The organism is Nakamurella sp. UYEF19 (assembly GCF_040546275.1).
Lineage (GTDB): Bacteria > Actinomycetota > Actinomycetes > Mycobacteriales > Nakamurellaceae > Nakamurella.
Genome location: NZ_JBEPNO010000001.1, coordinates 312,800 through 334,615, shown reverse-complemented (window position 1 = coordinate 334,615; position 21,816 = coordinate 312,800). Strand labels below are relative to the sequence as shown.

The following is a 21,816-nucleotide window of genomic DNA, read 5'->3' as shown; positions in this document are numbered from 1 at the left end:
TCATGAGCGCGATTCCCGGCGCCGGCGCCCGAGCGCCCGCCGGCTGGCCTGACAGACACCGATAATGGTCGGATGGAACCTGCTGACTTCTACACAGGCATCGTCGCGGAGCTCTATGGTCCGCTGAAGTCGTTCACGCAGCAGGCGTCTCCGTACGTCAGGTTCATCCGGGAGTCAGGGCAGCCGGCGCTCGAGTTGGGTTGCGGCGACGGCGAACCGCTTCTCGATCTCGTCAGGGACGGCCTGGACGTGGACGGCGTCGACTCCTCGGAGGACATGCTCGTCAGATGCCGCGCCCGAGCCGCTGCCGAGAGTCTCGACGTCACGCTCTACCGGCAGAAGATGGAGGAGCTGGATCTCCCCCGGCGCTATCGCTCGATCTTCCTGGCCGGCCCGACGTTCAACCTCCTCCCCGACGACGACGCAGCGCGGCGCGGCCTCACGGGTATCGGCAAGCACCTGGTCGACGGTGGCACCGCGCTGATCCCCCTCTTCGTCCCGGACCCCACACCCACCGACCGGCTCGGCCAGATCCGGGAAGCGACGGCACCGGACGGATCGACTCTGCGGGTGTCGGTGCAATCCGAGGAACGTGATGACGACGCACGCACGCAGCGAACCACATTGCGGTACGAGCGTCGGTCCGACGATGGGGCCACCGTCGTCGAGCGCCCGTGGATCCTGCACTGGCACACTCAACCGGGGTTCCGTGAACTCGCCGCCGACGCGGGTCTGGCCGTCGTCGACGTCCGCGACGATGACGGGAACGGCGCGAGCCGCGACGCCAAGGAGTTCACCTTCGTCCTGCAGCGCTCCGACTGACGCAGGCACCGTAGTTCAGCCCACGAGGACCGTACCGCCCTGGATCACCGTCCGATGTTCCGGACCGTCCCACAGCACGGACGGCTTCTGGGACACGTCGGCGTCGACGACGAGAAGGTCCGCCGCACAACCCTCCTGCACACGCCCGAGGTCCGGCCGGCGGATCAGGTCGGCGTTGACGGACGTCGCCGACTGCAGCGCCAGGAAAACACCGTCCACCTCGATCTGCACCCGCAGTCCATTGAGCTGCTCGTCCTCCAGCGGTCCCATCAGGTCGGTCCCGAAGCCGACCCTCACGCCGGCGCCGCGGGCGAGCTCCACCGCCTTTCGGCCGGCCTCCAGCACCTCGCTGTTCTTCTGGCGGGAGATGGCGGCCATGCCGAGATCACCGCCGCGGCGGTCCATCGCGTCATAGGTGACCAGCGTCGGCACGAGAAACGCGCCCGCAGCGGCCATCGCGACGGCCGTCTCCGCATCCAGCAGGTTGCCGTGTTCGATGGTCCGCACACCGTTGTCGATCGAATGCATGATCGCCTCCGGTGAGTAGGCATGGGCCGCAACGTAACTCCCGCGGCGGGCAGCCTCCGCCGTCACCAGTTGGATCTCCTCCGGGGAGTATTGCGGGATCCGGATCGGATCGGTCAACGACACCACACCGCCGGAGGTCATGATCTTGATGGCATGAGCTCCGCGGCGGAACCGGTCGCGCACCGCGCGCCGTAGCGGGTCGATGCCGTCGACCACCTCGCAGGTGTGCGCCGCGCAGCCGCACACCTGCATGTCGGGGCCGCGTGCATCGCCGTGCCCACCGGTCTGACTCAATGCTGCTCCGAGCCAGAGGTAACGCGGCGACGGGATCAGACCCTCGGCGATCGCCCGCGCCAGGCCGGCGTCTCCGCCGGAAGGATCGCGGATGGTGGTGAACCCGCGGGCGAGAGAGTTGGCCAGCCGGCGGGCACCGGCCAGCGCCACGTAGCTCAGCGGCCTCGATTCCAGCGCAAGCATGTTGAGATCGATGCCGTAGGCGTGGCAATGGGCGTCGATGAGGCCGGGGAGCACCGTTCCGCCGCGCGCGTCGATCACCCGGTCGGCCGGTTGTGCCGGGCCGTTCACCGACGCGATCCGGCCGTCGACCACATGCACGGTGCCCTGCGTCAACTCGCTGGAGACACCGTCGAAGACGAGCCCGTTGACGATCGAGAGAGTGCTCACGACATGACTTCCCGCCGGGTGGCGGTGGCACGGTCGTCGACGGCGAAGCTGGTGGGATCCACCACCACACCGTAATCCTGCCCGGCCGCGGACACCGAGACGAACCCGTTGCGGACGTCATGGGCCACCCGGGAGGGCTCGCGCAGCAACGGGTTTCCGTAGCCACCGCCGCCACCGGTGTTGTTGACCAGGACGTCGTCGGCCGCCAGGTGGTTGTAGCTGCCCCCCTGCACCACTTCTCGTTCCGTCCCAGGATTGAGGATGATGTGGTTGTTGTCGCCCTCCAGACCGCCGCCGATCGACCACGGTTTGGTCTTCGTCTTGTAGACCAGGCAGATGCCGATCGACGGAGCGGTGAACCGGTAGACCCGACCGACACCCACACCACCGCGGTGCATCCCGGCGCCGCCGCTGTCCGGCCGGTAGCCGTAGGACTCGATGAACATCGGCGACTTGGTCTCCAGCACCTCGACCGGGTTGTTGCGGCAACCGGGTTCGCTCAGGTGCATGATGCCGTCCGACCCGTCGCCCCCGGCATGACCACCGAAGCCGACCGCCTCGTTCGTCGCCTCCAGCCATGCCTCGCCGTTGCGGGGGTTCACGCCCAGACCCATCATCGAGCAGACGTCACCGCCGGAGCAGGCCGGAACGAGATCGGGCATCCCTTGGGCCAGCGCCTTGAGCACAACCTCGCCGCCGATCAGCGCGGTCCACAGCGTGAAGGTCGGCATCGGCGGCACCGCGTGCATCACCGAACCCGGTTCGGTGATGACCCGCAGCGGCCTGAAATTGCCTGCCACCACAGATGTATCGGGCGTCGTGAGAGATTTGAAGATCAAGCTGCAGAACGCCTCCGTCTGCCCGACGGGCAGATTGATCGGGCCGCGGACATCACGCTCGCTTCCGGTCCAGTCGATCACCATCTCCTCGTCCGCGACGGTGACCGTCACATTCATCTTCACCAAGCGATCCAGGTCGATGCCGTCGGAGTCGACGAAGTCGAAGGCCGTCCAGGTACCCTTCGGGAGTTTCGCGAGGGCGAGGCGGGCCAACCGCTCGCCATGATCGTTGATCGCCTCCATCGCCTGCACCAGGGTCTGCGTACCGTACTTCGCAGCGATCTCCTGTGTGCGGCGGACACCGGTGAAGCAGGCCGACACCTGAGCCTGCAGATCGCCGATGGTGCGTTCGGGTAACCGGGAGTTGTAGCGGACGATGTTGAAGATGTCCTCGTTCGGCTCGCCTCCGCGATAGAGCTTGCTGGCCGGGAAGAACAGACCCTCCTGGTACATGTCGGTGGAGTCCAGCACGTAGCCCGGGTCCTTCTGCTTCAGGTCGAGCACGTGAATCCGGCAGGAGGCGAAGGCGATGATCTCGCCGCCCGAGTGGACCGGCGCGAACACCAGCGGGTCGAGGGTGTGGGCCGAGGACCAGTAGGGGTAGTTCAACAGGAAAACGTCGCCGGGCAGCATCTTCTCCTTGCCGAGGAAGTTGATGGCCTCCTTGATGCCGTGGTCGTTCCCGCGGGTGAACACGGCGATGCCCGGCGCATCCGCGACGACATCGCCGGCGGCGTCGTGGATACCGATGCCGTAGTCGTGGATCTCGTAGACGACCGTGTTGTAGGCCGTCCGACACAGGTTGCGCGCCATCTCTTCTGCGCCGGCCAGGAGGCCGTGGCGGATGATCTCGGTGGTGATCGCGTCGCTCATGGGGATCAGGCCTTTCCTGCTGGTTCGAGTACTGCCGGCTGGTCTGCTGTTGTTTCCGGCACGGTGTCGAATGTGCCGACGGCGATGACCATCTCGCCGTAGCCGCCGACGTGCATGTGGTCACCGGCGTGCATGACGGTGGTGGCGGTGTGCTCGGAGACGACGGCCGGACCGGCGATCTCGTCACCGGCGAGCAGTTCCTCGCGGGCGTACAGCGCGTACGCCACCGACGGTTCCTCGTCGGACAGGTAGACCGATCTGGTCCCCGTGGACACCGGCCCGCCTTCGACGCGGGCCGCGAGCCGCGGCAGCGTCGGCTTGTCGACGAGACCCGTTGCGCGCAGCCGCATCGTAGTGACCTCGATGGGGTCGTCCATGCCGTGCCCGTACTGGCGCTCGTGCAACTCGGTGAACTCCTTCTCGACGACGGCTGCCACCTCGGCGCCGGGCACATCCGGGACGAGCACCGTGACGGTGTGCTCCTGACCGCTGTACCGCACGTCGATGGAACGCATCAGTACCTGGCCGTCACCCGCGAATCCTTCCGAGGTCAACACCTCTCGGGCCTGGTCCGTCATCGGCGCATAGGTCGCATCCAGCAGATCGGTGTCGAGTGCGGCCAACGGGATCACCGCCGTGCGCGAGAAGTCATGCTGCACATCGGCCATCAACATGCCGAAGGCGGAGAACGCGCCCTGGCCCGGCGGGACGACCACCGTGCCGATGCCGAGTTCGCGTGCCACGTCCAGCGCGACCAACCCACCCCCGCCACCGAAGGACAGCAGCGCGAAGTCCTTGGGATCGCGGCCCACCTCGACCGTGATGGCGCGGACCGCCCCCATGATCTTGGTGGTGGAGATCCGGACGATCCCCCTGGCCAACGCCAGCGGGCTGAGCCCGACCTCCGCGGCCAACGGCTCGATGGCACTGATCGCGAGCCCGGCGTCGAGGGTGAGCCGTCCACCCAGCGGAGCGCTGGCCCCCATGTAGCCGACGGCGAGCGCGGCGTCGGTGAAGGTCGCCGCGGTCCCGCCTCGGCCGTAGGAGGCCGGACCCGGTGCGGCACCGGCACTCTGGGGACCTACTTGGAGAGCACCCGCGCCGTCCAACCACGCGATCGAGCCCCCGCCGGCCCCGATCGTATGGATGTACAGGGACGGGGTGTTGATTGGCAGCGATTCGAACTCGGCCCCCTGGTGCAGGACCGGTTCGTTGTCGACGATCAGCGATGCGTCCAGGCTGGTACCGCCCATGTCGATGGTGATCAGGTTGGGCCGGTCGATCAGCCTGGCGAACGCCGCGGCCCCGATCACCCCGCCGGCCGGACCCGACAGGATCAGGCTGACCGGCTGTTCCCGGGCGGCACTGGCCGTCATCGCGCCGCCGCCGGACCTGGTCATCAGGAAGCGACCGGCGAAACCGCCATCGGCAAGCCGGTCCTGCAGCACGGTCAGGTAGCGACGGACGATCGGTTTGACGTAGGCGTCGAGCACCGCCGTACTGGTGCGCTCGTACTCGCGGTACTCCCTGGACAGCTCGTGGGAGAGCGAGACCACCACCTCGGGAGCGACTTCGGCCAGGATCTCCCGCATCTGCAACTCGTGGGCGGGGTTCGCGTACGAGTGCAGGAAGGCCACCGCCACCGAGTCGTAGCCCCGCTCCGCCACCGTGGCCGCGACGGCCCTGGCCGCCTCGACGTCCAGTGGTCGGAGCACGCTGCCGTCGAACAGACTCCGCTCCGGGACCTCGAACGTGTCGTAGCGTTCCAGCAGCGCGGTCGGCGGTCGGTACGTCAGGTTGTACATCGGCCGGCGATCGGTCCGGCCCAGCAGGTACACGTCGCGGAAGCCGAGCGTTCCGATCACCGCCATCCGCGCACCGTTCCGGGTCAGCAGCGCGTTGAGGCCGAGAGTTGTTCCGTGGGTGAATATCGTCACCTCCTGAAGAGCTGCCGATGTCACTGCGAACGCGGCCAGGACGCCGGTGGTCGGCTCCTCCGGAGTGGTGGGCACCTTGTCGAAGGTGATCTCGCCGGTGTCCGAGGACAACTCCACGACGTCGGTGAAGGTGCCGCCGACGTCGATGGCGATGCGGCTGGTGCGATTCATCGCTGGTGGCCTTCCTGAAGGGGTCCGGGCAGCGCCGGCCGTAGAGGTCATGGGTCCGTGAAAGCGGCCCGGCAGCGGGGGCGGCGAAGGTCTCGGCGCAGCAGTGGCAGGACGCGGAAGACTGACGACAGGACGTGGCTGTCGCTCCTGACCGGTTGGCACGGCAGGAGACGGCCACACGCTCGCACACGCATTTGCCGACTGTCAAGCATTTCCCGATGCACCCGGCGACGTTCCGGTGGGTCGGATGTAGCCACCGACCGGACCGGACCGGACGCTCGCACAGCGGCCGGGCCAGGCACTGTGCGCGCCGCACATGCGACCGGAACAGGGACCGGTCAGCATTTGCCCACTCGATCCCCCACGACTTCCGGGAGTGCACTTGATCCGCAGCGTTCTCACCCTTCGTGCCGCCGCCGGCAAAGCCAAGGCGCTCGAGGACTTCTACGCGGAGCAGCAGGTACTCGAACGCGCCCGGACATTCGCCGGGTGCCGGGAGGCGGTGCTGCTCAGATCCACGGACGGCACCGGCGCCACCCATCTGGTCACCGCCGATTGGGACTCGGCGGAGGACTACCGGCGATGGGTCGAGGACCCATGGCGAGTTGTTGTGTCCCAACAACTTGTCTCCCTGCTGGACCTCGGGAAGGACGAACTCGTCGTTGGCAGACTTTTCGAGTTCGTCTGAATCCCGGCCTCGTCCCTTGCCCGAGAATCGCAACCACATGTGACCGCATCACCCCCACGCGAGACCACCACGGCTGAAGGAGTGCCCTCCCAGTGAACCGATCAACGAGGACCCGAACAACCAGGACCCGCAGTACCGCCAGGCTCCTGGCGGCGGCCACCACCGCCCTGACGCTGACGCTCGCCGCGTGCAGCTCGTCCTCGACGAGCACGGCTGCGAGCTCGGCCGCCAGCTCGGCAGCACCGGCCGGCTCGTCGGCGGCGCCCAGCTCGGCAGCACCGGCAAGCTCCGCGCCGGCCGGCTCCGGGACGCCTGGTTCCATGGCGTCGAGCGCGCCCGCCTCCAGTGCGCCCGCCTCCGTCGACGAGTCGAAGAAGTTGAGCATCGGCTTCTTCGGGTTCGCCAAGGCCAACTCCTTCGCGCAGGCGGCATGGGCCGGAGTCCAGGAATACGCCGGTGCCCACAATGCCTCGGCCGAATTCCTCGACTCCAACTTCGACGGCCCCACCCAGGTGAACCAGCTCCAGGACGCCGTCACCTCCAAGCGTTTCGACGTCGTCATCATCCAGGCCAACGACGGAACGGCCATCGCCACACCGGTCAAGCAGGCCCTGGCTGCGGGCATCACCGTCGTCATCGAGTTCACGCCGGTCGGTGGGAAGTTCGACACCATCGAGCCGCAGATCCCCGGCACCATCAACATCATCGATCCGCCGACGGTCAACGGTGTCGGCCTGGCGAAGATGGCGCTGGAGGCCTGCAAGACCGGCGGTCACGCCTCCGACTGCAAGGTCGCCTATCTGCAGGGCTTCGCCAACTACCCGCTGGACGGTGCCCGTACCGACGCAGCCGTCACAGCCCTGAAGGCCGGCGGCGCGGCCGAGGTCGTGTCCAACCTGGTCGGCGGGTACACCCCCGATGCCGGCCGGACCGCGATGCAGAATCTCCTGCAGGCCCACCCGAACGTCGACGTGGTGATCGGGTCCTCGCAGGCCCTGGAAGGTGCGACACCGCTGGCCAAGGGCAAGAGCATCCAGTTCGTCGGCAACGGCGGTTCCACCCAGGCGTTCGCGTTCGTCGCGGACGGGACCTGGTACGGCACTTACGACGTGCCGGAGAAGAAGGAGGGCGCGAAGGCGGCCGAACTCGGGCTGCTCAAGGCCCGCGGTGGCAACCCGCCGGCGGCCACGAACGCCTGCAGCGTGCTCACCACGTTTGAATGCCTCGGCACCAAGGCGACGCTGGCCGGGCTGACGGCGGACTACTCCGACTAGCGGTCGCAGATCGTCGGGGTGGGTGTCGATGTCGGTCAACTCCGACCGAGATGCCCACCCCGGCAGTCGTTCTCCGACCATTGCCCAGCGGCCGGCAAGACAGGGGCAGGAACACCATGGATGCGTCTCCCGACATCTCCATCCGCGGGATCGGCAAGAGCTACAGCGGTGTCAGCGTGCTCCGCGACATCGATCTGGACATCGCGCCGGGCGAGGTGCACGGCCTCGTCGGAGAGAACGGCGCCGGCAAGAGCACCCTGCTCAAGATCCTCGGCGGGGCCGTCCGGGCCGACACCGGAACGGTCTCCTTCGACGGCGAGCAGGTGCAACTCGGCCGACCCCGTGATGCGATTGCCCATGGTGTCAGCCTGATCTCGCAGGAAGGCACGCTGGTCCCGGCCCGGCCGGTGCTGGAGAACGTCTTCCTCGCGAGGTGGTCGCAACGAGGTGGCTTCCGACAGACCGGCATCGACCGGCAGCGGTACGACAAGCTCATAGAGACCACCGGTTTCGACATCGACCCGTCGGCCAGGGTAGACACCCTGCCGAACGGCGTGCAACAGCAGGTGGAGATCCTCCGCTCGTTGGCCAGGGGGGCGCGCGTGCTTGCCCTCGACGAGCCGACCGCGGTGCTGGCCGAGCACGAGAAGGAGAACCTGCTCGCGCTCATCAGACGGCTGGCCGCTGCCGGCACAACCGTCATTCTCGTGTCGCACTTCCTCGACGAGGTACTGGGCGTCGCCGACCGGATCACCGTGCTGCGGGACGGTGCGCTCGTCGCGACCGGACCGTCCGCCGGGCAGACCCCCCGGACCCTGGTGCAGCAGATGGTCGGCCGCGAGATCGACGTGCTGTTCCCCGAACCCGCTGCCGTGCCGGACTCGGCGCCGGTGGTCCTGTCGGCCCGCGGCCTGTCGCGCGGCATGGTCCAGGACGTCGACCTGCAGGTCCGTGCCGGTGAGATCCTCGGTATCGCCGGACTTGTCGGTAGTGGTCGATCGGAGACCCTGCGGATGCTGTTCGGTGCGGATCGACCGACCTCGGGTGTGGTGGAGGTGGACGGAACAGACCTCGGGCGACCGTCACCACGCCGGAGCATGGCGGCCGGTATCGCCCTGGTCCCGGAGTCCCGCAAGGAGCAGGGGCTGGTGATGGTCCGTTCCGTCCGCGAGAACATGGCACTGGCCTCTCTCGGCTCGCGACGTTCCGGCCCATTCGTCAAACTGGGGGCGGAACGTGCTGCGGTGGCGAAGATGTCGTCGTCGGTCGATGTCCGCGCCGCTCGGACCGATGCCAGCATCGACACCCTGTCGGGCGGCAACCAGCAGAAGGCACTGTTCGGCAAGTGGCTGCTCCGTTCCCCGCGGGCGCTGCTGATCGACGAACCCACCCGGGGTGTCGACGTCGCGGCGAAGAGTCAGATCCACCATCTCATCACCGATCTCGCAGCGCAGGGCATGGCTGTGATCTGCGTGTCCTCGGAGATCGAGGAGCTCCTCGGACTGTCGCACCGGGTGATGGTGATGCGACACGGCCGCGCGGTCGGCGACTTCCCGCGAGGCACACCAAGGGAAGTCGTGATCGCCGCGGCCTTCGGAGACCAAGGAGAACCAGAGTGAGCGTCCCCACCGCCGTCGCAGCCAAGCCGGAGATCAGCCTCCGCCGCGGCGTCCGTCTTCGCGACTACGGCATCGTCATCGCCCTGCTGGCCATCGTCGTGGCGCTGTCGGTGTCCACCGACACGTTCTTCAGCAGCGCGAACGCCATCAACGTCCTGGACCAGTGCGCCGTCGTCGGACTGCTGGCCGCCGGGGCCACCGTCTGCATCCTGGCGGGCGTCTTCGACCTGACGGCCAGTGCGTCGCTGGCCCTATCGAGCATCATCGGGGTGCAGGTCGTCCGCCTGACGTCCGTCACCCTCGGTTTCGTCACCGCCGTCCTGGTCGGGGCGGCGATCGGCTGGATCACCGGCATGATCGTGGTCCGGAGCGGCGTCAACTCCTTCATCGCCACCCTGGCCACCAGCATCATCTACAGGGGCCTCGCCGTGATCCTGACGTCGGGTGCCATCGTCTATCCGCTGGCCACGCAGACCGACGCGTTCGCGGTCTTCACCACCGGGTCGATCTTCGGGCTCACCTGGGCGACCATGGTCTTCGCCGTCGTGGTGATCGTCATCGGGGTCATCGTCGCCTACACCACCTTCGGCCGCCGGCTCTATGCCGTCGGCGGGAACATCGAGGCCGCAAGGCTTTCCGGTATCAGGGTCGGCTCGGTCCAGGTCTCCGCCTATGTCATCAGCGGTGTCTGCTCCGCCCTCGCCGGGCTCATCCTGTGTTCGCGGGCCGGTTCGGCGCAGTCGACGATGGCGACCGGCATCGAGCTCACCGCGATCGCCGCCGCGGTGATCGGCGGTACCAGCATCCTCGGTGGCGAAGGTGCGATCTGGCGTGGGGTCGTCGGTGCGTTCCTGCTCACCCTGATCGGCAACGGCTTCAACCTGCTGGGCTGGAACACCACGTATCAGCAGGTGGTGCAGGGTGCGCTGATCCTGTTCGCCGTTACCGTCGACCGGCTGCTGCGAAAACGGAGCCGATAGCCCGGCCCGGGGCGGGATAGGCTGCGGACCATGCCGACCCGGGCCGGTGGACCCGCCTATGCCGACATCAGTCTGCAGCCGCGCAGACAGCACGCGGTGGTGCTGCGCGATCACCGGGTGGTGTCCATCCCGTTCGTCCCCTCCGGGCCTGACGACGTCGAAGCACTGCTATCCCGCATTCTCGCGGTGGCAGGTGGGTCCCTGGAAGCCGTCACGATCGACATCTCCCAGATCCTGAGAAGCGCCGTTCTACCGGGGCCGCAGGCACTTCCGCAGGTCGCCGTGGTGCGGATCGTGCCGGTGCCGGCCAGCGATCCGGCCCTCGCGCGGTCCCCCGCCGATCTCGTCGAGCGGCTGATCGCCCACCGGTTCACCGTGGCCGGCGGTCACGACCTCCTCGGCAACGAACTGTGCCCGCTCGACCTTCCAGGACTCGAGGCGGTCACCGTCCGACTCGCCCTGGTAGGGATACGTGACATCGCCATCGTGGCCGCGGGTTCGCAGGCCAATCCGGTGCACGAACAGGCCGTCGCCAACGCCACCCAGGCGGCCGTTCCGCAGGCGAGGATCTCGGTGGCCAGCGATTTCGGCGGCCACGGTCTGGTGGCGAGAGAGGCAACGGTCACGCTGGACTGCGCGCTCGGGCCGTTGACCGACAGACTGCTGGTCCGGTGGGAGAAGGCCCTCGCAGCAATGGCACCCGGCGTCCTGCTCCGGGTCGCACGAGGGGATGGCGGCCACAGCACGTCGTCTCGCATCCGGTCACTTCCGGTGGTGTCGCTCGGCGCCGATGACGCGCTGCAGATCTCCGGCGCCGCGCACCTGGAGCGCATCGAGAACTGCCGGGTGCTGTTGCCCCGGCCGGGTGGGCAGGTGGCCGGAGACGTCCGGAACGGGTTGGTGGCCATCCGCTCCGGCGAGTTGACCGGATTCGGGGTCGAGCTGGTCGTACCGACCGCCGTGCTGACCCCGGACCGTGGCGGCTCCTCCGGTGATGGTCTCGGGCGCTTCACCGACGGGCCGGTGGTGCTGGCCACGCGTGATCCGCAGGAGCTGGCCTGCCTGGGCGCCGCGGTCAGCCAGCCGACGTCCTGGCTCGACGAATTCGCCTACATCGAGTCCGCCGAGCAGCTGGAGAAGGTGCGCGAGGAAGCCCAGGAGAGGGCGACGGCGATCGTGGTCGCGAATGGTGCGGCGCCCGGATCCGCCTATGTGGCCGAGGTTTCGACCGTGGCAGTGCCCTACAGCCCGCCGGGCACGGTCCGGATCCGGGTCAGGGTGGCAGGGGCGGCGGACACCGATCCCCGGCGCGTCGAGGTCTTCGACCGGATGGCACCATGATGAACCGACCGGCCGACGACCAGCCGGCCGACGGCGCGATGAACCGGCCGGCGCAGCGATGAACAAGGGTGTGCCGTCGACGGTCGGCGAGCAGCGCGGGTCGGGATACGTCGGCGCGATCGCCTCGATCTCGTCCGAGGACGTGCCTGCTCTGTACGAAGGTGCGAAGTTCTACTCTCCGGCACTGGGCGACGCCAACAAGTCCTCGCTGACGTCGTGGCTCACCCGACTGCTCGACCGCAACGGACCGGTCTCGCTGATGCGCGCCGAGGTGCTCCCACCCGAGACCCCCTGCGTCTCCCTGTGTGTCATCGGATCCGGCTCGGCGATGACCGACCTCCCACCGTCGGGCAACGAGTTCTCGATGGCCGTCCGTCAGGTGGAGCAGGCCACGGACACCCGGTTCGGCGCCATCTACCCGCTCGCCGCGGCGACGGTCAGTGCGTTCGCGCCCGTGGTGGCCGCCTCCCAGCTGGGGATATCGCTGATCGATGCCGACGGCATGGGGCGGACCTACGCACTGATCCACCACACCGCCATGCATCTCGCCGGAGTCTCGGCCACGCCCCTGGTCGCCTATGGCCCGACGGGCGAGAGTGTGCTGGTCCGCACGCCGGCCGGGCCGAGAGCCGACCGCCTCCTGCGCGGGAACGTCGACGCGCTGGGCGGCTGGGCCGCGCTCGCCGCCTACCCCACCACCACCGGTGTACTCCGGCGGGCGGCCCTGCCGGGGACCCTGTCCCGGCTCATCAACGTCGGGCGGGTGTTGTTGCAGTACACCGACCCCGACCAACTGCTCGTCCGGCTGGCGGCGGTCATCGGTTGCCGGCGCATCGGGCGGGGACGGATCGTCGAGCTGGAGCACCTGTCGCGGCCGACCGACTGGACCATCCCGGCACACCCGTCCAGCCTCGTCGTCCAGGAGCTCGGCGACCTCGGGCGACAACTGCGCATCGAGCTGAGGAGCGAGATCGTCGCGGTGTTCGCCGACGGTGAGTTGGTCGCCGCCGCACCGGATCTGCTCTGCCTGTTCGACGCGTCCCGCGGTGTCCTGGCTACGCTGGACAGCCTCGAGCCCGGCGACCTGGTCGATGTCCTGGCCACCCCGGCCGACGCGATCTGGTACTCCACCGAGGGGATGGCGATGGTCGGCCTCGGCTCCCACGGCATCCCCCTCGACCACCCGAGGCGCCGGTGAGTGAGCATCGCAGCGAGGCACGAGCGAGGAGCGGAGCTCACGTCCCGATGAGCGCTTGCGCGAACAGGCAGGATCAAAGGTGAACTCGCGCCCTTCCACCTTGCCGTTGATGATGGCGGACCTGCTACGGATCGAGCCGCTGGCATCGGCCAGGGTGTTGCACCTGGCCGGTCCGACCCGAACTGTCGCCCAGGTGATCCTGGCCGAGACCTTCGACCGGTTGCGGCGCACTCCCCCGCACTCGCTCGTCGTCCTCCATGCCGAGGCCGCGACCGGCGGCTGGTCCCTCGCAGCGGCCCTCCATCTGGCCTGGGAGCGCAACTTCGCCGGCGTGGTGGTGACGTCGGGGGTGGCCGGTGCGTCCAGCGCCGCGCTCGCCGACCGACTCAACATGTCCCTGCTGCTGACCGACTCGGACCCGGTCGACGTCGCCCTGCAACTCGCCGGCCAGATCAGTGCGCCCGCCGCCACACGGGCTCTGCGGCAGGCGTTGTGCGCCGAGCGGTTGACCGAGCAGACCAGCATCCGCGGGGTGCTCAGCGTGCTCAACAAGGAGCTGGGCAGCACGCCGGTGGCCCTGGTGGCCGGCGATGCGGTGCTGGCGGGCCGGGCCAGCGCCATCGTCGAACGTCCGGACGTCGCGCAGGTGACCGTCGCGGTGAACGGTCCGGGCGAACCATGGGCGCGACTGGTGGCCGGCGTCCCGGTGAACGCCTCGGTGGCCGGGCCACACGGGGCCCTGCTCAAGCTGGCCCGCCCGTCGCTGCTGGCAGCCTGGGCCCAGACCAGGCTGGATTGGGCGACCCACGCCGCTCAGGAGGCCGCAGCCTTCGGCCTGCTGCGCAGACTGGCCGTCGACGCCCGCACCCCATCGATCTCCCAGCCGGAGGTCGAGATCGAAGCACCCTCGTGGAGCACGGATCTCGGATGGCAGGTGGACGGCGCCAACCGCGCGGTCTGGATCGCCCCGATGCGCTCGGCGGGACCACCACCGGCCGAGCTCACCCACCTCGTGCGGATGGCCTGGCAGAAAGGCCGTCCGACCTGGCCGTTGATCGCCGAGGACGACGGCTGGATCTCCTGGCAGAGCGGCTCGAACCCGACTGGCACCGCCCCACTTCGCCGTGCCCTCAACAGCTTTGCCGAATCTGCAGGCTCGTACCAGCTGGCTGTCGGGGTCGGACGCGCCCACAACGGCGTTCCCGGCCTCCTCCGGTCCGTCGCCGAGGCCCGTCTCGCTGCCCACGTCGCCCGTCAGGGAGGCCGGCAGGATGTCCAGTGGTTCGACCAGGTGGGCGCTCCTGCCGCCCTTGCCTGGTTGCCGACGATCGAGATCGCGAAGGTCGCGGATCTCTGCCTCAGCGACCTGATGGCCGCTCACGACAGGGTGGCTCTGGTCGACACCGCTCTCGCCGTGATGGACTGCGGCGGATCCCTGGTCGAAGCATCCCACCGACTCGGCGTGCACCGGAACACCGTGCTGGCGCGCATTCTCCGGGCCAAGCAACTCGGGCTGGTCTTCGACGATCCCACCCAACGTCTTGCGCTGCATGTGCTCTGCTACGCGCTCGCCTCACTTCGGGAGCCGGCACCACCGGTCCAGTGAGGTACGAACGGACTCCGCCGCCGGTCCAGGAAATCGAAAGGTGTCGATCAGGCTGATTTTTCGCCATGCGCCTGAGTTTCTCGAACGCGCCGGCCACCTTCCGACGCGCAGCCGAGAGCGGCGGCTCGATCGGGGACTCCTGCGGGTCCTCCGAACGAGGACATCGGGTGACGGCACGGTGTCAAGAAGCCTGAGGTACCGTCAAACAGAAGTTGTCAGCCAGGGCCAATACGGAAATGCACATATTATGTAAGTGCTATCACAGTGGTGATATACTTTCCTCCATGACGGATGATGCCCTCGACGGCGCCTTCATCGGACAGTTCCGCGCGTGCTTCGACGCGATGGCGGCAGACGTGGCCCAGACGCTCACCGACCTCGGCGTGGTCGACTACCGCCCGAAATACTCCGCGGTCATACGCGTGGTGGCCGCGGACGGGCCGTGCAGCATCCGCCACATCACCCAGCGGATGAACACCACGCACTCCGCCGGTAGTCAGACCGTCTCGGAGATGGTCGCGCGCGGACTCGTCCAGCTACGAGCCGGTTCGGACGCGCGCCAGCGGCTCGTATACCTCACCGACAAGGCGCAAGAGCTGCGTCCGGTGATCGACGCCGAGTGGGCCGCCACCTCGGCTGCCGTCCGTGAGCTCAGCTCAGAGTTGAGCGCCCCGCTGGACGTCATCGCCGCCGAACTGGCCAAGGCATTGCAGCGCAGCTCTTTTCATGCCCGCATTGCTGCACGACTGGCTGCACCGTACCTTGACTGACCGCAGCCTGCTGGCCGACATCCGACCACTGCGGGAGTCTCCGGACTACCGCCGACTCTGGTTCGGCTCGTCGCTCTCGGCGGTGGGCGGGCAGATGACGACGTTCGCCGTAGCCCTACAGGTCTTCACCATCTCGCGCTCCTCGGCTGCCGTCGGCGCCGTCGGCCTGTCGTTCGCCGTCCCGGCAATCGTCGTCGGAATGGTCGGCGGCGTGCTGATCGATTCGGTCGACCGACGCAGGCTGGTACTGGTCACCAGTGCCATGCAGATGCTGGTGTCGATCGCTTTCGCAACCCAGGCATTCGCCGGTTCGAGCGTTCTCTGGCTGCTCTACGGGCTGACCGCCGTGCAGGGTGGCGTCGGCGCGATCAACGCACCCGCACGGCGAACGTTCATGCCCAGGCTGCTGCGCCGCGAACTCGTCCCGGCCGGCGCAGCCCTGACGATGATCTCGATGTACCTGGCGATGATCAGCGGCCCCGCCCTCGCCGGTCTCATCGCTGCGGCAGGTGGTCTCAAGCTCTGCTACCTGATCGACGCGCTGACGTTCTTCGCCGCCCTGTACGGCGTGTTCCGACTGCCGCCCATGCGGCCCGAAGGGCCTGCGGCACAGCGCAATTTCAAGGCCCTGGCCGAGGGACTGCGGTTCATCATCGACAACCGAGCACTCCGCGGCGCGATGCTGGCCGACCTCAGCGCGACCGTGCTCGCCATGCCCATCGCGCTCTTCCCCGCGATCAACGCCGAGCGTTTTGGCGGATCACCGGGCACCCTCGGCCTGCTCAGCACGGCCATCGCGGTGGGCGGCTTGCTCGGCTCGGTGCTCTCCGGGCCCGTCAGGCACGTCGTCCACCCGGGCCGGGCGATGCTCATCACCGGCGCCGTCTGGGGTGCTGCGCTTGCCGGATTCGGTGCCGTACAGAGCTTTCCGGCTACCGTCGCGTTTCTCGCCGTCGCCGGGGCCGCGGATGTGTTGGCGGTGGTGTTCCGCACCACGATCGTCCAACTCGCCACCCCCGATGCCATGCGCGGCCGGACCGGCTCGACCGAGTTCGTGGTCGGGGCGGCCTTCCCCCAGGTGGGCAACTTCCGGGCCGGACTGGTTGCCAACGCTTTCTCCCCCGGCGTGAGCGCGGTGACCGGCGGGTTGGCGGCGGTCGTGGGAGCCGGACTGATCGCGGTGACCTTGCCGGACTTCGTTCGGTATCGGCACACGGACGGCGGCACCGACCAGGTCCCGGGCGGTTGAACCTCGGCACCGGCGTCCGTCCCAGGATCAGGATGCGCGACGCGGCACCACCACCACCTGCACGTCGTCCTCGTAGAGGGGCTCGCCGGGATCAGCCGAGCGCCGCTCGCGCCACGTGACTCCGTAACGGTCCAGCAGGTCCAGATAGCCTCTCACCTCGGCCAGGAGGTGGTGGGCGTCGGCCTTGAACCAGCAGGTGGCAGACGGATGCAGCGACTTGTCGAAGATCGTGGGATCGACGGTCGCTGGATCCGGATAGGCGGCATCACCCCATGCGTTGTGGGCCGCAAGCCATTCCCGGTCGCTGCTGGTCAGCAGGTCTGCCCGCGCCAGGCCGTTGGCAAGACCGAAGACCCCGATGTGTGCGCCGCGCTGGTTCGGGTGGGGCGACTCTTAGCGGACGAACTCCATGCCGACCATAGTTCCATCCTGCGGAGCGGGCCGGATCGCAGCACGCCAGGTCTCACGGACAACGCATGGCGCGAGTCAGCGACCCAGCACGGAATTTTCGTTGATGTCGCAGAACGGATCTCGACGACAGGGCTGGAAGTGTTTGCGGAGGCGACGAGCTGGGATACGTCGTCCGTCGAGCCGTTCGACGCCAGTGATCCGGATGGTCGTGGTCACCGCGGCCCGCACATATGCCAACGGGGCCCGCCCGGTCAGTCCGCCAGTCAGCCATCACATCCTCGACGTCACCAGCGTCCAGCTCGGTTGCAGCGGGTCGAGTGCATTTTGCTCAAGCCCGGGACCGTGGTTTCCGGCACCTGGTCCTGTCAAGATGGCGACATGGAACGAGTGGTAGGAATCGGCGGCTACTTCATCAGGGCCGCCGATCCGGCGGCGCTGGCCGCCTGGTATCGCGATTCCCTCGGCCTGGACATCGACGAGAACGGCCTGTGGAGCCAGGGTGCCGGTATGACCGTATTCGCTGCCTTCGATCGAGGGACCGACTACTTCGGGTCCCCGACCCAGCAGACCATGCTCAATTTCCGGGTTCGCGACCTGGACGCAATGCTGGCGCAACTCCGCACCAAGGGAGCGGACGTCACCGTCACCGTGCATGACATGGACGGCGTCGGCCGGTTCGGATGGGTGACCGATCCCGAGGGCAATCGGGTCGAGCTGTGGGAGCCCGCCTGACGCGTCCTCTCCTCAGCGGAGCAGGATTTCCTCAGCGAACCAGGAACTCCAGAGCGTCACCGATCGCCTGGAAGTCGGCAGGGTGACACGTCACCAGAGCAGCTCCGAGGTGATGAGCCCCTGCAGCGATCATGAGATCGGCCACTCGATCGCCAGAACGTTGCCCGAACGCGTGCGAGACTCCGTGGAGGAGACCGCGCTGACCCTTCCGTCCGGCCCGCTCAGGTCCGGCGGATCGCCGCCATCGCCCGCGATCAGGACCGACGTGTCTCCATGTAGTACATGTTCTACGTGAGGAGCTCCCGTACACGGGGGTTGCTCACGGCTACTCCCCGGTGAATCCGTAGCGGTTGCGGGCGGCTTCCGGCGTGATGTGGTGATCGGCGAGATCCGCGCTGACCTCCTCGGACAAGCGCTCGACGGCGTCACCGTAGCCACCGCCGCCACCGGTGGCGCAGCGGATGACGTCGCCGTTCTTGACGGTCATCCCGTTGATCTTGAGAATCCGGCGTTCGTCCGGCCGTCCCGGGTTGATCACCACATCCGGGCCGACCGCGTCCTCACCGCCGAACAGACCCCAGGCGGGTTGACGCGACCGCTCGAACCACAGCGACACCGTCATGTCCGTCTGTGCCTCGTACTCCCGGACGACGCCGTTGCCGCCGCGCCAGCGGCCGGAGCCACCGGAGTCCGGCCGGATCCGATACTCGTTGATGCGCCAGGGGTACCGGGTTTCGTAGACCTCGATCGGGATGTCCTTGAGCGAGCCGTTGACGTTGTTGATCAACGCGCTCTCTCCGTCGGCACCTTCCCACGCTCCCCAGCCGCCGACGGTTGCCTCCAGGCTGACGAACTCGCGCTTCACCCGCGGGTCGGTCCCGGCCGTCAGGATGATCATCGAATCGCCATGGCTAGCGCCTGCCACCCGGTCCGGCATCACCGGAGCTAGCGCCCTGGCGACCATGTCGATGAGCAGCCCGAGATGCGAGAAGTACCACTGGCAGGCAGCGGGTGACCTCGCCCCGAGGACGGAGCCCTCGCGGACCTGCGTCGTCATGGAGCGGAAGGAACCGCCGTTGCCGGGGAGATCCGGGCTGACCAACAGCTTGTAGCCGACCCGGAGGGCCGAGACGGCCTGCGCCACACCGCAGTTCACGGGTCCGACGGTCTGGTCGGCGGACTCGGTGACGTCGAAGTCGATGTCCTCGCCCGACACGGTGATGGTCAGCCGGATGGGTATCGGCGTGTCCAGGTCGATCCCGTCGTTGTCCAGCACACCCTCCGAGGCGTACCGACCGTCGGGAATGGCGGCGATCACAGCCCGTTCCAGAACCTCGGTCTGCCGGAAGATCTCGTCGCGAGCCATCTCGAGCGTCTCGAGGCCGAAGCGCAGAACCAGTTCCTGCAGACGCTTCTCGCCCATCTTGATGCAGGCGATCATCGCGTGCATGTCGCCGCCGGTCGGATAGGGGAATCGGACGTTGGTGACGATGATGTCGATGATCGACCGCTCGTCAACGCCGCCCGAGACGAGCTTCTGCGGGCCCATCCGCAGCCCCTCCTGGAAGATGGTCACCGAGTCCATCGAGCCGCCCGGATCCTTGGAACCGACGTCGATCCAGTGCGCGCGGGACGCCGTGAAGCCGACAAGGGTGGTGTCTACGAAGACCGGGCCGAAGATCGTCACGTCGTTGAGATGCGTTCCACCGAGGTAGCTGTCGTTGAGGATCCAGACGTCGCCTGGCTGCCACACCTCGCGCCCGAACCGCTCTTCGGTGGCCAGCGTGCAGGTCTCGAGGTTGCCCAGGAAGATCGGGAGGCCGGCCGACTGACCCAGCACACGGTGCTGGGCGTCCAGGAGCGCGACGACGCAGTCGCCGGCCTCGTAGATGATCGGCGTGTAGGCGGACCGGATCAGGGTGGCGTTCATATCGTCCGCACTGGAATTCAAGGCGTTGCGGATGATTTCGACAGTCACCGGGTCGATGTCGAGTGCGGTGGTCATTTGCTCTCCTGCCCTTGGATGGTGCGCGAACCCCGGATGATCAGCGAGCCGATTTCGTCGACGCTCACCGTGTATTCCGGCGGCACCACGGTGGTGGCGGTGTCCTCGGTGACGACGGCCGGTCCGACGAAGGTGTGCCCGACCAGCAGGTCGTCGCGTCGGACGACGATGGTGTCCTGCGGTTGGCCGCCGAACACCACCTGGCGGATCTCGTGCGGGAAGTCTGTACCTGTCGCAGTGGGCCACTTCTGCGGTGCCGGCTTGCCAAGGTCACCGAACGCGGTCGTCCTCAGCATGACGAACTCGATCGGAGCACCGAGGTTCGCGTGTCCGTACCTCGCCTGGTGCAGATCGGCGAACCGCCCGGCCACGGTCTTGAGGAAGCCTGGTTCGGTCGGTTCGGTGGCGCTGGTCAGCGGCACCGTGAGGGTGTATTCCTGCGCTGCATAACGAATGTCGACCGCATGCGAAGCGGACCGCTGGTCTGCGGCGACGCTCTCGTGCAACAGTGCCCCCAGCCCCAGCGCCTCGGTGGCCGACAGCGCGGCCGCCATGCCGTCGGCGTCCATGTCCTCGTCGAGGAAGAAGTAGGGCTCGGTGTAGTCCTGACGGATCTGGGTCTGCAGCATCCCCCAGGCCGAGAAGGCGCCCGGGAACCGCGGCACGATGGTTTCGGCGATACCCAGCTCCTGGGCCAGGAAGACCGCGTGCATCGGCCCGGCACCGCCGAAGGCCACCAGGGCCGAGTCGCGTGGCTCGATGCCGCGGGAGACCGTGATGGTCCGGATCGCCTGCGCCATCTTGGAATTCGCCACGTCGCAGATGCCGTCGGCCATCGCCACCGTCGACAGACCGAACCGGTCCGCCAGCCCCGAGACAGCCGCCGTGGCCAACCCGGGGTCGAGTGTCATCTGTCCGCCGGCGAACCCGTTCGGATCGATCCGGCCGAGCACCAGGTTCGCATCGGTGACCGTCGCCTCGGTGCCGCCGCGGCCGTAGCAGGCGGGTCCGGGCCGTGCGCCGGCGGAACGCGGACCGACCCGGAGGCCACCGGCCTCGGACCAGGCCACCGAACCGCCGCCGGCACCGACGGTGTGGATGTTGACGACGCTCATCAGCATCGGCAGGCCCTCGAGGTGCGCCTCGGCCGAGACGTCCGGTTCCCCGTCGACGATCAGCGAGACGTCGAAAGAGGTTCCGCCCATGTCGATCCCGATCAGGTTCGGTCGCCCCGTCTGCCGCGAGAGTTCCGCGCAGGCGATCGCACCGCCGACCGGGCCCGACAGGAGCGTCTGGAGCGGACGGGCTCGTGCGGACTCGGCGGTGAGAATGCCGCCAGAGGACTGCATCACGTGCAGGGGAACCGAGAGCTGCCGATTCTCCAGGCGCCCTTCGAGCTCGCTCAGGTACCGCCGGACGATCGGGCCCGTGTAGGCCTCGACGACTGCCGACGACGTGCGCTCGTACTCTCGCCACTCCTTGGCGGCCTGGTGCGAGAGCGACACGGTGAAGTCGGAGCCCAATTCTTCGAGGAGGATCTCCCGCGCGCGGAGTTCGTGGTCCGGATTCTTGTAGCTGAACAGGAACGCGACCGCCACGGCGCCGTACTCCTCGGCGATCACGCGGCGGGCCGCGGCGCGAAGGGCGTTCTCGGCCAGCGGCCTGAGTTCACTGCCGTCGGCAGCGATCCGCCCGCCGATTCCGATCACGTCGCGACGACGGACCAACGGCTCCGGTTTGCGGTAGTGCAGGTCGTACAAGTGGGCCCGCGGCCCACGGGCGATGTGATAGCTGTCCTGCACGCCGTCGGTGGCCAGCAGCAACACCGGCACTCCCCGCCGCTCGAGGAAGGCGTTGAGCCCCTGCGTGGTTCCGTGCACCAGGAAGCCGATGTCGGCGGGATTCTGCACCACCGAGTCGAGCCCGGCCAGCACCCCCTCGCTCAGGTTGCCCGGCGTGGTCGAGGCCTTGCTCGCCGCAAACACCCCGGCGTTGTCGTCATAGGTGACCACGTCCGTGAACGTGCCCCCGATGTCCATCGAAACTCGGTACCGGGCCATCTCTCTCCCCGTCGACGTTGGCGAATGGT

The 21,816-nt window shown here is 68.0% G+C and carries 17 protein-coding genes; 11 read left to right on the top strand and 6 right to left on the bottom strand.

Annotation, left to right across the window (positions count from 1 at the left end; translation table 11 throughout):
* The first annotated feature begins 72 nt into the window (after window positions 1–72).
* Entirely contained in the window at window positions 73–822 is a 750-nt protein-coding gene (locus ABIB25_RS01560) for a class I SAM-dependent methyltransferase (RefSeq protein ID WP_354526641.1), read from the top strand.
* Between the two features lie 15 nt (window positions 823–837).
* Here ABIB25_RS01560 and ABIB25_RS01555 read toward each other — a convergent pair whose 3' ends face one another.
* Genes ABIB25_RS01555 through ABIB25_RS01545 form a run of 3 tightly spaced genes read right to left on the bottom strand, consistent with a single transcriptional unit; the run spans window position 838 to window position 5,854 of the window.
* A complete protein-coding gene (locus tag ABIB25_RS01555) occupies window positions 838–2,034 on the bottom strand; it encodes a metal-dependent hydrolase family protein (RefSeq protein WP_354526640.1) in 1,197 nt (398 codons plus the stop codon).
* Window positions 2,031–3,746, bottom strand: coding sequence for a hydantoinase B/oxoprolinase family protein (locus ABIB25_RS01550; RefSeq protein ID WP_354526639.1), 1,716 nt, complete (start codon window positions 3,744–3,746; stop codon window positions 2,031–2,033). The genes ABIB25_RS01555 and ABIB25_RS01550 overlap by 4 nt, the downstream gene beginning before the upstream one ends.
* Before the next feature lie 5 nt (window positions 3,747–3,751).
* Window positions 3,752–5,854: a hydantoinase/oxoprolinase family protein gene (locus tag ABIB25_RS01545; RefSeq protein ID WP_354526638.1), complete on the bottom strand. Its 2,103-nt coding sequence runs from the start codon at window positions 5,852–5,854 to the stop codon at window positions 3,752–3,754.
* Window positions 5,855–6,236: 382 nt separating this feature from the next.
* On the opposite strand from ABIB25_RS01545, the gene ABIB25_RS01540 reads away from it, so the two are divergent.
* From ABIB25_RS01540 to ABIB25_RS01500, 9 genes are all read left to right on the top strand, one after another.
* Complete coding sequence (locus ABIB25_RS01540; protein ID WP_354526637.1) at window positions 6,237–6,542, top strand: antibiotic biosynthesis monooxygenase family protein; 306 nt, start codon at window positions 6,237–6,239, stop codon at window positions 6,540–6,542.
* Between the two features lie 92 nt (window positions 6,543–6,634).
* Window positions 6,635–7,816, top strand: coding sequence for a sugar ABC transporter substrate-binding protein (locus tag ABIB25_RS01535; RefSeq protein WP_354526636.1), 1,182 nt, complete (start codon window positions 6,635–6,637; stop codon window positions 7,814–7,816).
* 116 nt (window positions 7,817–7,932) lie between these two features.
* A complete protein-coding gene (locus ABIB25_RS01530; protein WP_354526635.1) occupies window positions 7,933–9,435 on the top strand; it encodes a sugar ABC transporter ATP-binding protein in 1,503 nt (500 codons plus the stop codon).
* Window positions 9,432–10,415 (top strand): ABC transporter permease, encoded by a 984-nt coding sequence (locus ABIB25_RS01525; RefSeq protein WP_354526634.1) that lies wholly within the window; start codon window positions 9,432–9,434, stop codon window positions 10,413–10,415. Before ABIB25_RS01530 ends, ABIB25_RS01525 begins: the two co-directional genes overlap by 4 nt.
* 30 nt (window positions 10,416–10,445) lie before the next feature.
* The gene (locus tag ABIB25_RS01520; RefSeq protein ID WP_354526633.1) at window positions 10,446–11,756 is read left to right on the top strand and encodes a hypothetical protein; all 1,311 of its coding nucleotides are present in this window, start codon (window positions 10,446–10,448) and stop codon (window positions 11,754–11,756) included.
* A 58-nt stretch (window positions 11,757–11,814) separates the two neighbouring features.
* Complete coding sequence (locus tag ABIB25_RS01515; RefSeq protein WP_354526632.1) at window positions 11,815–12,954, top strand: S-methyl thiohydantoin desulfurase domain-containing protein; 1,140 nt, start codon at window positions 11,815–11,817, stop codon at window positions 12,952–12,954.
* Between the two features lie 79 nt (window positions 12,955–13,033).
* Complete coding sequence (locus tag ABIB25_RS01510) at window positions 13,034–14,560, top strand: PucR family transcriptional regulator (RefSeq protein ID WP_354526631.1); 1,527 nt, start codon at window positions 13,034–13,036, stop codon at window positions 14,558–14,560.
* Between the two features lie 284 nt (window positions 14,561–14,844).
* The gene (locus ABIB25_RS01505; protein WP_354526630.1) at window positions 14,845–15,330 is read left to right on the top strand and encodes a MarR family winged helix-turn-helix transcriptional regulator; all 486 of its coding nucleotides are present in this window, start codon (window positions 14,845–14,847) and stop codon (window positions 15,328–15,330) included.
* Window positions 15,323–16,579 (top strand): MFS transporter, encoded by a 1,257-nt coding sequence (locus tag ABIB25_RS01500; protein WP_354526629.1) that lies wholly within the window; start codon window positions 15,323–15,325, stop codon window positions 16,577–16,579. Before ABIB25_RS01505 ends, ABIB25_RS01500 begins: the two co-directional genes overlap by 8 nt.
* 27 nt (window positions 16,580–16,606) lie before the next feature.
* Here the strand turns inward: ABIB25_RS01500 and ABIB25_RS01495 are convergent, their stop codons facing one another.
* Window positions 16,607–16,735 (bottom strand): hypothetical protein, encoded by a 129-nt coding sequence (locus ABIB25_RS01495; RefSeq protein WP_354526628.1) that lies wholly within the window; start codon window positions 16,733–16,735, stop codon window positions 16,607–16,609.
* 633 nt (window positions 16,736–17,368) lie between these two features.
* On the opposite strand from ABIB25_RS01495, the gene ABIB25_RS01490 reads away from it, so the two are divergent.
* Entirely contained in the window at window positions 17,369–17,722 is a 354-nt protein-coding gene (locus tag ABIB25_RS01490; RefSeq protein WP_354526627.1) for a VOC family protein, read from the top strand.
* 325 nt (window positions 17,723–18,047) lie between these two features.
* Here the strand turns inward: ABIB25_RS01490 and ABIB25_RS01485 are convergent, their stop codons facing one another.
* Together ABIB25_RS01485 and ABIB25_RS01480 are read right to left on the bottom strand one after the other, a co-directional pair.
* Window positions 18,048–19,727: a hydantoinase B/oxoprolinase family protein gene (locus ABIB25_RS01485; protein ID WP_354526626.1), complete on the bottom strand. Its 1,680-nt coding sequence runs from the start codon at window positions 19,725–19,727 to the stop codon at window positions 18,048–18,050.
* Window positions 19,724–21,766: a hydantoinase/oxoprolinase family protein gene (locus ABIB25_RS01480; RefSeq protein WP_354526625.1), complete on the bottom strand. Its 2,043-nt coding sequence runs from the start codon at window positions 21,764–21,766 to the stop codon at window positions 19,724–19,726. Before ABIB25_RS01480 ends, ABIB25_RS01485 begins: the two co-directional genes overlap by 4 nt.
* Window positions 21,767–21,816: the final 50 nt, after the last annotated feature.

Excerpts from the sequence above, each read along its gene's own strand:
- ABIB25_RS01560 (WP_354526641.1), top strand. The coding sequence starts at position 73 with ATGGAACCTGCTGACTTCTACACAGGCATCGTCGCGGAGCTCTATGGT.
- ABIB25_RS01550 (WP_354526639.1), bottom strand. The coding sequence starts at position 3,746 with ATGAGCGACGCGATCACCACCGAGATCATCCGCCACGGCCTCCTGGCC.
- ABIB25_RS01545 (WP_354526638.1), bottom strand. The coding sequence starts at position 5,854 with ATGAATCGCACCAGCCGCATCGCCATCGACGTCGGCGGCACCTTCACC.
- ABIB25_RS01530 (WP_354526635.1), top strand. The coding sequence starts at position 7,933 with ATGGATGCGTCTCCCGACATCTCCATCCGCGGGATCGGCAAGAGCTAC.
- ABIB25_RS01520 (WP_354526633.1), top strand. The coding sequence starts at position 10,446 with ATGCCGACCCGGGCCGGTGGACCCGCCTATGCCGACATCAGTCTGCAG.
- ABIB25_RS01515 (WP_354526632.1), top strand. The coding sequence starts at position 11,815 with ATGAACAAGGGTGTGCCGTCGACGGTCGGCGAGCAGCGCGGGTCGGGA.
- ABIB25_RS01505 (WP_354526630.1), top strand. The coding sequence starts at position 14,845 with ATGACGGATGATGCCCTCGACGGCGCCTTCATCGGACAGTTCCGCGCG.
- ABIB25_RS01490 (WP_354526627.1), top strand. The coding sequence starts at position 17,369 with ATGGAACGAGTGGTAGGAATCGGCGGCTACTTCATCAGGGCCGCCGAT.
- ABIB25_RS01485 (WP_354526626.1), bottom strand. The coding sequence starts at position 19,727 with ATGACCACCGCACTCGACATCGACCCGGTGACTGTCGAAATCATCCGC.
- ABIB25_RS01480 (WP_354526625.1), bottom strand. The coding sequence starts at position 21,766 with ATGGACATCGGGGGCACGTTCACGGACGTGGTCACCTATGACGACAAC.